The 11,937-nt window shown below is 65.4% G+C and carries 12 protein-coding genes, 3 pseudogenes and 1 riboswitch; of the genes and pseudogenes, 11 read left to right on the top strand and 4 right to left on the bottom strand.

All coding sequences use genetic code 11. The features are described from left to right. The first annotated feature begins 3 nt into the window (after window positions 1–3). Window positions 4–101, top strand: a riboswitch (TPP riboswitch). Window positions 102–182: 81 nt separating this feature from the next. Then, window positions 183–1,328 (top strand): annotated as a pseudogene (locus ABFP37_RS05715) (bifunctional hydroxymethylpyrimidine kinase/phosphomethylpyrimidine kinase); the annotation flags it as partial. A gap of 54 nt (window positions 1,329–1,382) precedes the next feature. On the opposite strand, the gene lasR (ABFP37_RS05710) reads toward ABFP37_RS05715, so the two are convergent. Next, the gene (gene lasR, locus ABFP37_RS05710) at window positions 1,383–2,102 is read right to left on the bottom strand and encodes a transcriptional regulator LasR (RefSeq protein ID WP_347032980.1); all 720 of its coding nucleotides are present in this window, start codon (window positions 2,100–2,102) and stop codon (window positions 1,383–1,385) included. A gap of 15 nt (window positions 2,103–2,117) precedes the next feature. Here lasR (ABFP37_RS05710) and ABFP37_RS05705 point away from each other — a divergent pair, with 15 nt between their 5' ends. Continuing rightward, a complete protein-coding gene (locus ABFP37_RS05705; protein ID WP_347032981.1) occupies window positions 2,118–2,423 on the top strand; it encodes a hypothetical protein in 306 nt (101 codons plus the stop codon). A 180-nt stretch (window positions 2,424–2,603) separates the two neighbouring features. On the opposite strand, the gene ABFP37_RS05700 is transcribed toward ABFP37_RS05705, so the two are convergent. Then, window positions 2,604–3,215: an acyl-homoserine-lactone synthase gene (locus ABFP37_RS05700; RefSeq protein WP_015877501.1), complete on the bottom strand. Its 612-nt coding sequence runs from the start codon at window positions 3,213–3,215 to the stop codon at window positions 2,604–2,606. A 154-nt stretch (window positions 3,216–3,369) separates the two neighbouring features. Between ABFP37_RS05700 and rplU the strand changes: the two genes are divergently transcribed. Together rplU and ABFP37_RS05690 are read left to right on the top strand one after the other, a co-directional pair. Further along, on the top strand, window positions 3,370–3,675 hold the full coding sequence (rplU, locus tag ABFP37_RS05695; protein WP_347033022.1) for a 50S ribosomal protein L21: 306 nt from the start codon (window positions 3,370–3,372) through the stop codon (window positions 3,673–3,675). Window positions 3,676–3,737: 62 nt separating this feature from the next. Next, window positions 3,738–3,854: pseudogene (locus ABFP37_RS05690) on the top strand (50S ribosomal protein L27); the annotation flags it as partial. On the opposite strand, the gene lasR (ABFP37_RS05685) reads toward ABFP37_RS05690, so the two are convergent. Continuing rightward, window positions 3,848–4,567, bottom strand: a complete 720-nt coding sequence (lasR, locus tag ABFP37_RS05685) for a transcriptional regulator LasR (protein WP_347032980.1) — start codon at window positions 4,565–4,567, stop codon at window positions 3,848–3,850. The pseudogene ABFP37_RS05690 and the gene lasR (ABFP37_RS05685) overlap by 7 nt on opposite strands. Between lasR (ABFP37_RS05685) and ABFP37_RS05680 the strand changes: the two are divergent. Then, a pseudogene (locus ABFP37_RS05680) lies at window positions 4,566–4,721 on the top strand (50S ribosomal protein L27); the annotation flags it as partial. The gene lasR (ABFP37_RS05685) and the pseudogene ABFP37_RS05680 sit on opposite strands and share 2 nt — an antisense overlap. Window positions 4,722–4,960: 239 nt before the next feature. Here the strand turns inward: ABFP37_RS05680 and ABFP37_RS05675 are convergent. Then, window positions 4,961–5,572, bottom strand: a complete 612-nt coding sequence (locus ABFP37_RS05675) for an acyl-homoserine-lactone synthase (protein ID WP_015877501.1) — start codon at window positions 5,570–5,572, stop codon at window positions 4,961–4,963. On the opposite strand from ABFP37_RS05675, the gene obgE reads away from it, so the two are divergent. The 6 genes from obgE to ABFP37_RS05645 all read left to right on the top strand — a co-directional run bounded on the left by obgE (window position 5,571) and on the right by ABFP37_RS05645 (window position 11,896). Next, window positions 5,571–7,040, top strand: coding sequence for a GTPase ObgE (gene obgE, locus ABFP37_RS05670; RefSeq protein ID WP_347033021.1), 1,470 nt, complete (start codon window positions 5,571–5,573; stop codon window positions 7,038–7,040). The genes ABFP37_RS05675 and obgE overlap by 2 nt on opposite strands. A 10-nt stretch (window positions 7,041–7,050) precedes the next feature. Next, window positions 7,051–8,202 carry a glutamate 5-kinase gene (proB, locus tag ABFP37_RS05665; RefSeq protein ID WP_347032979.1) on the top strand — a complete coding sequence of 384 codons (1,152 nt, stop codon included), beginning with the start codon at window positions 7,051–7,053 and terminating at the stop codon, window positions 8,200–8,202. A gap of 26 nt (window positions 8,203–8,228) precedes the next feature. Beyond that, window positions 8,229–9,578, top strand: a complete 1,350-nt coding sequence (locus tag ABFP37_RS05660) for a glutamate-5-semialdehyde dehydrogenase (RefSeq protein ID WP_078028821.1) — start codon at window positions 8,229–8,231, stop codon at window positions 9,576–9,578. Between the two features lie 77 nt (window positions 9,579–9,655). Continuing rightward, on the top strand, window positions 9,656–9,880 hold the full coding sequence (locus ABFP37_RS05655) for a hypothetical protein (RefSeq protein ID WP_078028822.1): 225 nt from the start codon (window positions 9,656–9,658) through the stop codon (window positions 9,878–9,880). 13 nt (window positions 9,881–9,893) lie between these two features. Continuing rightward, entirely contained in the window at window positions 9,894–10,550 is a 657-nt protein-coding gene (gene nadD, locus ABFP37_RS05650) for a nicotinate-nucleotide adenylyltransferase (protein ID WP_347032978.1), read from the top strand. A gap of 11 nt (window positions 10,551–10,561) precedes the next feature. Next, the gene (locus ABFP37_RS05645) at window positions 10,562–11,896 is read left to right on the top strand and encodes a hypothetical protein (RefSeq protein WP_347032977.1); all 1,335 of its coding nucleotides are present in this window, start codon (window positions 10,562–10,564) and stop codon (window positions 11,894–11,896) included. Window positions 11,897–11,937: the final 41 nt, after the last annotated feature.

Raw genomic sequence — 11,937 nt, 5'->3', positions numbered from 1 at the left:
TGGGGGACTGACACGGGGTGCCGCGCGAGGTGCCGGCTGAGATCCAAACCCGTTGAACCTGTCCGGTTAGCACCGGCGAAGGGATGTCTCGTTTGTCTACAGCATCTGTCCTGCCCGCGCCTGCGGCCGCTCCCGGTTCCGCCGTCAGCGACGTCGACACGACCGTCGCTACGTCCCGGACCATTCCGCGTGTCCTTGCCATCGCCGGCTCGGATCCGTCGGGCGGCGCCGGTATCCAGGCGGACCTGAAAAGCATCGCAGCCAGCGGCGGCTACGGAATGGCCGCCATCACGGCGCTGACCGCCCAGAACACCAGGGGGGTGAGCGGCGTGCACGTTCCGCCCGCGCCGTTCCTCACCGCGCAGCTGAACGCCGTCAGCGACGACATCAGTGTTGACGCCGTGAAAATCGGAATGCTCGGTGACGAGCAGGTGATCACCGCGGTCCGCAGCTGGCTGGAGAAGGTCCGTCCCGGCGTCGTTGTTCTTGATCCCGTCATGGTGGCGACGAGCGGCGACCGGCTGCTTCAGGCGTCCGCCGAGGCGGCCCTCCGCGCGCTCCTCCCGCTGGCTGACCTCATCACCCCCAATCTCGTGGAGCTGGGCATGCTGCTCGGCGAGCCCGAGGCTGCGAGCTGGTCCGAGGCGCTGGAGCAGGGCAGGCGGCTTGCAGCCGGAACCGGGGCCACCGTGCTGGTCAAAGGCGGCCACCTCGACGGCGATGACTGCCCGGATGCCCTGATCAACACCCGGGGCCTGCTGTCCGCCGACGTCGTGGTGGTGGACGGCCAGCGGATCCAAACGCGCAACAGCCACGGCACCGGATGTTCGCTGTCGTCCGCCATGGCAACGGTCCAGGCGAGGCTGGGGGACTGGGAAGCATCCCTGCGCGCCGTCAAACCGTGGCTTGCCGAGGCGCTCCGCACCTCCGACCAGCTGGAGGTGGGCAGCGGCAACGGACCGGTGAACCACTTCCACCACCTGCCGTCCGCGAACCTGCCCTCCGGTGACTTGACGCCTGGCGCCCCGGCGCCGGCCGGACCGCCGCGGCGGGAAGGCGACTTCGCCGAGCTACTGCGCGCAGAAGCCGCTGCCGATCTCGAAGCGATCTTTGGCCTGGGATTCATCAAAGCGCTGACGGACGGCACGCTTCCGGAGAAGCAATTCGCCTATTACCTTGCCCAGGACGCCATCTACCTCAACGGGTACTCGCGCGTCCTGGCACGGGCCAGTGCCCTTGCCCCCACCGAATCCGAACAACTGTTCTGGGCCCGGTCGGCGCAGCAGTGCCTCGAAGTCGAATCGGAGCTGCACCGCAGCTGGCTGAGCACCAGGACGATGCAGGCGGAACTGGGGCCCGTCACCAAGGCCTACGTGGACCATTCAGAGAGTAATAAGACCCAAATTAACGGCCATAATGGCCGCTACGCGGCGGGAGGTCACACCGAACTTCCGCCGAATATTTCCCATATGGAAGTTCACATTGGCTTCCGAGCAGTTGCAGATAACCGATATCTCCCAACTGGTCTTGCCGATGGCGCACCACTGCAACACTTCCTTCTCCCGGCTGGTCAGAACCACCGGTTTGCTGACCGGATGTTCGAAGGCCAGTCCGGCACCGCTCTGCAGTGCGTAGTCCTTGAGCATCCACAGGGTCGGCAGGACCGACTCTATGAAACGGTTGGCCTCGGCCCGGTTTTCCGCTTCCACGCTGAGGCTCAGCGCGCCGAGTTCGCCGCGAGCACCATGCAGCGGCATGGTCAGCCCATACACCAGGCCGGCGGCCGAGGCTTCCTCGAAGAACTCGTGCTGCTTTCGCGTCTGGTAGATGGACGGTTCCCAGAAAATCGGCAGTACGCTCTGGGTACAGTGACTGACCGTCGGGTCGACCCGCGCGTAGCCAGCCCGGTCGTAATGCTCGCGCCAGGCGGCCGGGTAGTTGCCGACGATGAAGGCGTTCTCGTAGTCCTGGCTGTCCTTAGGCAACAGGCCGAACAGGATCTTCGAGAATCCAAGGTCGCTCGCCATCTTCTGCAGGATGGCGCTCCACTCCAATTTTCCACTTGAGCGTTCCAGCTCAAGAAAACCGTCAACCAAGGCCATCTGCTGGCCGCGTCGGTGTCCGGCAGCTATTCAGTCCTGGTGGCCGCGGTCCTGCCGTGCTTCTGGCTGTACGCCGACGCCGGGGAGGCCCTGCACGCGCAATTCGTTGCGGCCGGGGCGCCTGCGGCCCACCCGTACGCCGATTGGCTGCGGACTTACGCCGACGAGGACTTCGCCGCCGCCACGAGGAAGGCCATCGGCATCACTGACGCGGCGGGACTCGCCGCGTCGCCGGCCGAGCGGGAGGCCATGGTGACCGCCTTCCGGCAGTCCTGCCGCTACGAGGTGGAATTCTTCGACGCGCCGCGCCACCACAGCTGACCGGAATCGGGGGCCAGACCCGGTAAGATAGTCGCGCACGGTAACGGCAAGTCGGTGCGGAAGCCCTTGTGGCGCCTATCACGGACAACCCGCCGAAACCAGCCTCATTTGCGGCCGAAGGCAAAATTAGCGTATTCTAGATCTTCGGTGCTTACGCCAACACTTGGGTTATGACCCCGGTCAGGCCGCTTCGGGTTGCGACGCGCAAAGCGCCGGGTCGAGGTCGAGCGCGGCCAGCGTCTGCGCGTCGATGTCGATCCAGCATGCCACCACCATGCGCCCGTCGATCGACACCGGTGCGCCGGCCCGGTGGGCATGCACGCCGATCCGGCGGAACAGCCGCTCGATGCTGCAGAACGTGACCCCGATCAACTGGCGCGCGCCGCGCCGTGCCGCGCACTCCACGGCGGCGGCGAGCATCGGCCGCACCGACCAGGCCAGGCTGCCGGCATCGGCCCCTTCCTCGGGGGTCGCCGCGAAGCGCGACAGCTCCCAGACGTGGGCGGAGCGCGGCGCCGGATGCTCGTCGGCCAGCAGGTGCGGGAACACTTCCTGCAACAGGTAGGGGCGGGTGGTCGGCAGCAGCCGCGCGCAACCGCATATCTCCCCATTCGCATCGCGTCCCAATACGTAGACGGTATCGTCGCGATCGTACTGATCGCGCTCGAATTTTTCGTCTTCGGACGGCAGCTGCCAGCCGAGCTGCTCGACGAACACGCGATAACGGTACGAACCCAGCTCGGCGGCGATATGGGCGGGAAGGCGGCCTGCCTCGTGAACGAAAGTTTGCATGAACCATCCAATCGGAATAGTTCTTGGGTTAGCTCACGGGTTCCCCCGGGGAACCCACGGCGTTGAGGCACAGCGAGAGCCAGGCCAAACAATTGGACCCGGATTCCGCACGCAAATTTAGTAATAAACGTCGAGAGAAGTGAGTTCCCAAGTGGTGTACGCGATTGTCCGCGCAGGCGGCCGCCAAGAGAAGGTTTCCGTTGGAGACTTCGTTACCCTGAACCGCGTCGCCGGTGGAGCTGGCAGCACCATTGAGCTGCCCGCACTGCTCCTGGTGGACGGTGAGAAGGTCACCTCCGCAGCTGCGGACCTGGCCAAGGTAACTGTTACGGCTGAGATCCTTCAGGACCTTCGTGGTCCGAAGATCGTCATCCAGAAGTTCAAGAACAAGACCGGTTACAAGAAGCGCCAGGGTCACCGTCAGGAACTGACCAAGGTCAAGATCACCGGAATCAAGTAACCCCACCGGTTACGGTTCAGGTTTTCAGCAGATTCCCCAGAATTTAAAGGCAGGCATTCCAAATGGCACATAAAAAAGGCGCGAGCTCCACTCGCAACGGTCGTGACTCCAACGCCCAGTACCTCGGCGTCAAGCGCTTCGGCGGCCAGGTAGTTTCCGCAGGCGAGATCATTCAGAGAGTAATAAGACCCAAATTAACGGCCATAATGGCCGCTACGCGGCGGGAGGTCACACCGAACTTCCGCCGAATATTTCCCATATGGAAGTTCACATTGGCTTCCGAGCAGTTGCAGATAACCGATATCTCCCAACTGGTCTTGCCGATGGCGCACCACTGCAACACTTCCTTCTCCCGGCTGGTCAGAACCACCGGTTTGCTGACCGGATGTTCGAAGGCCAGTCCGGCACCGCTCTGCAGTGCGTAGTCCTTGAGCATCCACAGGGTCGGCAGGACCGACTCTATGAAACGGTTGGCCTCGGCCCGGTTTTCCGCTTCCACGCTGAGGCTCAGCGCGCCGAGTTCGCCGCGAGCACCATGCAGCGGCATGGTCAGCCCATACACCAGGCCGGCGGCCGAGGCTTCCTCGAAGAACTCGTGCTGCTTTCGCGTCTGGTAGATGGACGGTTCCCAGAAAATCGGCAGTACGCTCTGGGTACAGTGACTGACCGTCGGGTCGACCCGCGCGTAGCCAGCCCGGTCGTAATGCTCGCGCCAGGCGGCCGGGTAGTTGCCGACGATGAAGGCGTTCTCGTAGTCCTGGCTGTCCTTAGGCAACAGGCCGAACAGGATCTTCGAGAATCCAAGGTCGCTCGCCATCTTCTGCAGGATGGCGCTCCACTCCAATTTTCCACTTGAGCGTTCCAGCTCAAGAAAACCGTCAACCAAGGCCATCGTCCGCCAGCGAGGCACCCACTTCCACCCCGGTGCAGGCGTTGGCCGTGGCGGAGACGACACCCTGTTCGCACTGCAGGCCGGCGCTGTCGAATTCGGCACCCGCCGCGGCCGTCGAGTCGTGAACATCGTTGCTGCTGCAGCTGCAGAGTAACAACAAGATCTGAACCGGTGGAGCGGGCCATGATGGCCCGCTCCACTGTTCTTTTAACCGCATTACAATCAATTTGGGTGTCCAAGACAGCCAGGTTAAGCACAGAGGAGATTCACCGTGGCGAGCTTTGTAGACCGGGTAGTACTGCACGTATCCGGCGGTACCGGCGGCCACGGCTGTGTCTCCGTCCACCGTGAGAAGTTCAAGCCGCTGGGCGGCCCCGACGGCGGCAACGGCGGTCAGGCCGCTTCGGGTTGCGACGCGCAAAGCGCCGGGTCGAGGTCGAGCGCGGCCAGCGTCTGCGCGTCGATGTCGATCCAGCATGCCACCACCATGCGCCCGTCGATCGACACCGGTGCGCCGGCCCGGTGGGCATGCACGCCGATCCGGCGGAACAGCCGCTCGATGCTGCAGAACGTGACCCCGATCAACTGGCGCGCGCCGCGCCGTGCCGCGCACTCCACGGCGGCGGCGAGCATCGGCCGCACCGACCAGGCCAGGCTGCCGGCATCGGCCCCTTCCTCGGGGGTCGCCGCGAAGCGCGACAGCTCCCAGACGTGGGCGGAGCGCGGCGCCGGATGCTCGTCGGCCAGCAGGTGCGGGAACACTTCCTGCAACAGGTAGGGGCGGGTGGTCGGCAGCAGCCGCGCGCAACCGCATATCTCCCCATTCGCATCGCGTCCCAATACGTAGACGGTATCGTCGCGATCGTACTGATCGCGCTCGAATTTTTCGTCTTCGGACGGCAGCTGCCAGCCGAGCTGCTCGACGAACACGCGATAACGGTACGAACCCAGCTCGGCGGCGATATGGGCGGGAAGGCGGCCTGCCTCGTGAACGAAAGTTTGCATCGACGGCGGCGACGTCATCCTGCGGGTTGACTCGCAGACCACCACGCTGCTGGACTACCACCACGCCCCCCACCGGCATGCCACCAACGGCGGCCCCGGCATGGGTGACTGGCGAGGCGGCAAGAACGGTGAAACCCTGATCCTTCCCGTACCCGACGGCACCGTCGTGAAGACCAAGGACGGCCAGGTCCTTGCCGACCTGGTGGGCGAAGGTACCGAATTCATTGCGGCGGCCGGCGGCCAGGGCGGGCTGGGCAACGCCTCGCTGTCCTCCCAGAAGCGCCGTGCGCCCGGGTTCGCCCTGCTCGGCATCGAAGGCGACTCCAGCGACATCGTGCTGGAACTCAAATCCATAGCCGACATCGCACTGGTCGGATTCCCTTCCGCCGGCAAGTCGAGCCTCATCGCGGCAATGTCCGCCGCCCGTCCCAAGATTGCGGACTACCCCTTCACCACGCTCATCCCCAACCTCGGCGTGGTCCAGGCTGGCGAGGTCCGTTTCACCATCGCCGACGTCCCCGGACTCATCGAGGGAGCCAGCGAAGGCAAGGGCCTTGGCCACAACTTCCTCCGCCACGTGGAGCGTTGCGCGGCTTTGGTGCACGTTTTGGACTGCGGTACGCTCGAATCTGACCGTGACCCGCTCGCCGACCTCGCAATTATTGAAGCTGAGCTCGAAAAATACGCCGTTGACATGAGCTACGCCGGCACTGACGGCGAAGTTGTCCCCCTCAACCACCGGCCACGGCTGGTCGCCCTGAACAAGGTCGATCTGCCGGACGGCAAGGACATGGCTGAATTTGTCCGGCCTGAGCTGGAATCCCGGGGATACCGTGTTTTCGAAGTCTCAGCCACAAGCCATGAGGGCCTGCGCCAGCTTGGCTTCGCCATGGCCGAGATCGTCAAGGCCGCCCGCGACACCGTGGCCGCCACGCCCCCCAAGGTGCATGCTCCGGTGCTGCGTCCGCGTGCAGTCAACGTAGCCGGATTCAGGATCCGCCGCGAGGAAAAGAACCTGGAGCCGCTGTTCCGCGTCCTGGGCGAGAAGCCTGTGCGCTGGGTCAAGCAGACCGATTTCACCAACGAGGAAGCCATCGGCTACCTCGCCGACCGCCTCGCCAAGCTAGGCGTGGAAAACGAGCTGTTCAAGCAGGGCGCCAAGCCCGGCGACACCGTGGTGATCGGTGAAGACGACGGCGTGGTATTCGACTGGGAGCCCACCATGATGGCCGGTGCCGAGCTGCTCGCCTCTCCGCGTGGCACCGACGTCCGCTTTGCCGACATCGGCGACCGCCCCACCCGCGGGCAGAAGCGCGACGAACAGCAGGAGCGCCGCGACGCCAAGGCTGCGGCACGCGCCGAGCTGGAGGCCGAGCGCAAGGCCGGCATCTGGACTGAGTCAGTCAGCGGCCGCCGCGCTGCACGGCCGCTCAAGGAGAGTGGACTGAACACCGAAAATGAGGAGTGAACCCGCACACGTGACCGATAATTCCGCAATTGTCATCGAGGAACCCAAAACTGAAGACCGCAGCATGCTCGCCAGAGCGCGCCGCATCGTCGTCAAGGTAGGATCGTCGTCTCTTACGAGCATTAAGGGCGGAATCTCAGAGGAAGCGCTGACCGAACTCTCGGATGCGCTGGCCGCCAAGTGCAATGACGGAACTGAAATCATCCTGGTTTCTTCCGGTGCCATCTCGGCAGGACTGGCACCCCTGGGCCTGGCAAAGCGCCCGCGCGACCTTGCCACCCAGCAGGCCGCTGCCAGTGTGGGCCAGGGCCTGCTCATGGCCCGCTACACCCAAGCCTTCGGCGCCCACGGCGTGACCGTGAGCCAGGTGCTGTTGACCGCGGATGACCTGATGCGGCGCAGCCACCACCAGAACGCGTTCCGGGCACTGAACCGACTGCTGAACCTCGGCGTCGTGCCCGTGGTCAATGAGAACGACACCGTCGCGACCCACAAGATCCGCTTCGGCGACAACGACCGGCTCTCTGCCCTCGTGGCACACCTGGTCCGGGCTGACGCGCTGGTGCTGCTCTCCGACGTCGACTCCCTTTATGACGGACCGCCCTCCAAGGGCGCCAAGCGCATCCCGCAGGTCGACGGCCCGCAGGACCTTGAAGGTGTGTCCATCGGCAGCCCCGGCAAGGCCGGAGTGGGCACCGGCGGCATGCAGACAAAGGTCGAGGCCGCCACTATGGCTGCCGATTCCGGCATACCCGCACTGGTCACGTCCACGGCGAACGCAGCCGCTGCCCTCGCCGGGGAGGATGTTGGCACCTGGTTCACCGTGAACGGCGGGCGCAAGTCCGTGCGCATGATGTGGCTCGCCCACCTCGCGCACGTGGAGGGCCGGCTGATTCTTGACGACGGCGCTGTGCGGGCCGTGCGGGACAACCGCACCTCGCTGCTCCCGGCGGGGATTTCGGCCGTTGAGGGCACCTTTGAAGCCGGCGACGCCGTCGAAATGGTTTCCGCCGCGGGTACCGTTATCGCCCGCGGCCTGGTGAACTATTCGTCGGCTGAACTGCCGCAGATGCTGGGCCGTTCCACCGTGGAGCTGGGGGAGTCCCTGGGGCGGGGCTTCGACCGTGAAGTTGTTCACGTTGATGACCTGGTTCTGGTCTAACGGGCCGGCTCGCCTAGACTTGAATGATGACTGAGGCACTGATGAACCAAGCAGCAGAGACATCCAACGACGCTACGCAGGTCCCCTCCATGCCCGAAAACAGCCAGCCCTCACCCGCTGAGGTCGAGGCGGCGGTGTATGCGATCGCTGACCGGTCCCGCCTGGCTGCCCGCAGCATGGGCCGCGCAAACCGGGCTCTGAAGGATCAGGGGCTCCGCGCCATCGGGGCGGCCCTGCTGGAACGCAAGGCCCAGGTCCTTGCTGCCAACGCCAAAGACGTTGAGGCCGGCCGCGCGAATGGCACCTCGGCGGCCCTTCTGGACCGCCTGACCCTGACTGAGGCCCGGATCGAGGCCCTCGCCGCAGCACTCGACAACCTCGCTGGACTGCCGGATCCCGTCGGCAATGTGGTCCGCGGGCAGACCCTGCCCAACGGCCTGCGGCTTCGGCAGATCAACGTTCCCATGGGCGTCGTGGCGGCCATTTATGAAGCACGCCCCAACGTGACCGTGGACATCGCCGGTCTGGCGCTGAAGAGCGGCAACGCGGTGATCCTTCGCGGCGGCACCGCCGCAGCCGCCACCAACGAAGCGCTGATCCTGGTGCTTCGCGAGGCCCTCGAGTCCGTGGGCCTGCCGGCCGATGCCGTGCAGACGGTGGACCAGTACGGCCGCGAAGGGGCCAACGTCCTGATGCGCGCCCGCGGGCGCGTGGATGTGCTGATCCCCCGCGGCGGCCGGGAGCTGATCCAGACGGTCGTGAACAACTCATCGGTGCCGGTTATCGAAACGGGTGAGGGCAACGTCCACATCTTTATCGACGAATCCGCCAGCGAAGACATGGCCGTGGAGATCCTCCTCAACGCCAAGACGCAGCGGCCCAGCGTCTGCAACACAGTGGAGACGCTGCTGGTCCACTCCGGCTCAACCGTTCTTCCGGCCGTGGCTGCCGCCCTCAGCAAGGCCGGTGTCCGGCTGCACGCCGATGACCGGATCCGGGCGGCGCTTCCCGCGTCGGTGGAGTCCGTGCCCGCCACGGACGAGGACTGGGCCACGGAGTACATGGATCTGGACCTTGCCGTCGCCATGGTGGACAGCCTGGATGAGGCCGTGAAGCACATCCGCACCTGGTCCTCCGGCCACACGGAGGCGATCCTGACCAACGACCTCGGGAACGCCGAGCGCTTCATTGCGGAAATCGACTCCGCGGCGGTCATCGTGAACGCGTCCACGCGGTTCACCGACGGCGGCGAATTGGGCCTGGGCGCCGAAGTCGGCATCTCCACGCAAAAGCTGCATGCCCGCGGACCGATGGGCCTCACCGAACTGACCACCACCAAGTGGATCGTGCAGGGCGAGGGCCAGGTCCGCGTCTAGCAACGCGGTAACATAGAACAGAAGTCCTGAACGGCGGGAATGTCCGCCGTCGTCATCCTTTTATCCTAGGGGAGAACATGCTGCTCCAGCAGATCGCTGCGTCCGTTGCCGAACATGAAGAAAGGGCGCCGATGTTGGCCGAGCCATGGGTCTTTGGCGTGTCGATCTTTTCCATCCTGCTGATCCTCATGTTCATCACCCTCTCCTACACCAACCTGGGGAACCGCCACACGGCGGTTGACGAGCATGCAGACCCGCACCGCCAGCATCCCAACAAGCACGATCACGGCCAGGGTCACTAACATTCCTGCCGCATTGCGCCACCACGGTTCGGAACGCCGGCTGCGGCTGGGCGTGATGGGTGGAACCTTCGATCCCATCCACCACGGTCACCTCGTTGCCGCCAGCGAGGTGGCCGCGAAATTCGGACTGGACGAAGTGGTCTTCGTACCCACAGGCCAGCCGTGGCAGAAGTCCAGCAAGAAGGTCAGCGAACCGGAGCACCGCTATCTCATGACGGTGATTGCCACGGCGTCGAACCCGCGGTTTACCGTCAGCAGGGTCGACGTCGACCGCCCGGGTCCCACGTACACGATAGACACGCTTCGTGACCTGCGCACCCAACGGCCCGATGCCGATCTGTTCTTTATCACCGGAGCGGACGCCCTGGCTCAGATCCTGTCGTGGAAAGACATTGACGAGCTCTGGTCCCTGGCCCACTTCGTTGGAGTCACCCGGCCGGGTCACGAACTGGACGGCATGGGCCGGAAGGACGTCAGCCTCCTTGAGGTACCGGCCATGGCGATCTCATCGACGGACTGCCGCGCCCGCGTGGCCGCCAACAATCCGGTCTGGTACCTCGTGCCGGACGGGGTTGTCCAGTACATCGCAAAATACGGCCTCTACGCCGCTTCGCCGGCCCAGAACAGCAGCTCCGCGCTTACCCGAGACAGACGAACCAGCCAGCACTGAATGAGTTTTAGATGAGTCAGGAACAGCCACCCGTCCGCAGCCGCCGTGAACTACGGAAGGCCAGAGATGAAGCCCTGGGTAAGAACCAGGACGCCGGCACCACGGGTGCCGGCGGGGTAGCTCCTGCCTCGAAACAGCCGGCTAACACCGGCAAGAATGATGCTCCACGCAACGGCGAGGCCTTAGGCCCGGACAGCACGTCCCACCCCGGCATGGCCACCTCTGGCAAAGCCACCGGGCGCGTCCGCCGGGTAGCCCCCGGTCCCGTGGATTCCGTGCCGGCCGGCTCCGCTGCTGAGCGTTCGTCCCAGATCCGGGCCAGGGACCGTGCGGCCCTGCGAACCATCAAGGAACTGGCGGAAAAGGAAGAGCAGCTGTCCGGAGGCGGGCCGCCCACGCGCCGCCAGCTCAGGCTGATGCAGCTTAAGGAACAGGCTGTCACCTCGGCCATCGCCGTGGTCCCGCCTGCGGCAGCCGGTCCCGATGTGGCGCCTGCTCAACCTGGTGTGGCCCCCAAGGCTGCCCCGGCGCCCGTTGACGATGCTGTGCAGAAGCGTAACCCCAGCGCCGAGGACGGGGCCGGCGGCGGACGCGCGCCGGCCGCCGAGCCGGCGGGGCCGATGGGCGGTGAACTGCCCGACGGCATGACAGTCGAGCAGGCCCTTGAAGCACGCTCACTCATCGCCGCGCAGGCCGAGAACCAGATCGCCAAGATGGAACACATCGCGGCCACGGACCCCGAAGCCGTGGACCCGGAGATCCTGGCCGAACAGATTGCCCTCGCGGAACGGGCGGCCGTGCTCAACAAGCGGGCCATGGCCAAACAGAAACTGGCTGAACAGAACACGCCGGCGCAGCCGCACAACGGCCCGTCCACCGCCAGCAACCTCGCCATGGTCACGCCCCTGGAGTTTGTCCAGGTGCCGGGCGTCGACCGTCCGGTGATGAAGCGTCCGGCCACCTCGTACGTTCCCGTGGTGACCAGCCCCGGGCCCCGCGTGCCGGCACGGGGAAAACGGCCATCCAAATCTGCCCGTTCCGCCGGAAGCACACCGTCAACGGGCAGGTCACGGGTCATTGCCCGCGCCGAGGCCGCCGCACGTGCGGCCGCGGGATCCGCGGCAGCGCCGCAGAATGCAGCCTGGGACGCGGAGGCGGGCGAGGATTTCACCGCGCTCCCTCCTGTGGCCGCGAAGTCCGCGTACGGTCTTGACCCCCTGGATGCTGCCACGGCCGGCCTCGGCCGTGCACACCGGCTCAGGCTTCTCCAGGTCGGGGTGCTGGCCCTGGGGGCCATCGCCCTCATCGCCGGCGTCATCATGATCATCAGCGGTCTCTCGCGCTGACTTCAGCAACGTTCCACCACACGTTTTACACCACTACAAGG

The sequence above is a fragment of the Burkholderia sp. RS01 genome (genome assembly GCF_039748055.1).
Taxonomy (GTDB): domain Bacteria; phylum Actinomycetota; class Actinomycetes; order Actinomycetales; family Micrococcaceae; genus Arthrobacter.
Note: the sequence above shows the minus strand (reverse complement) of the source record. Positions and strands in the feature narration are given on the sequence as shown.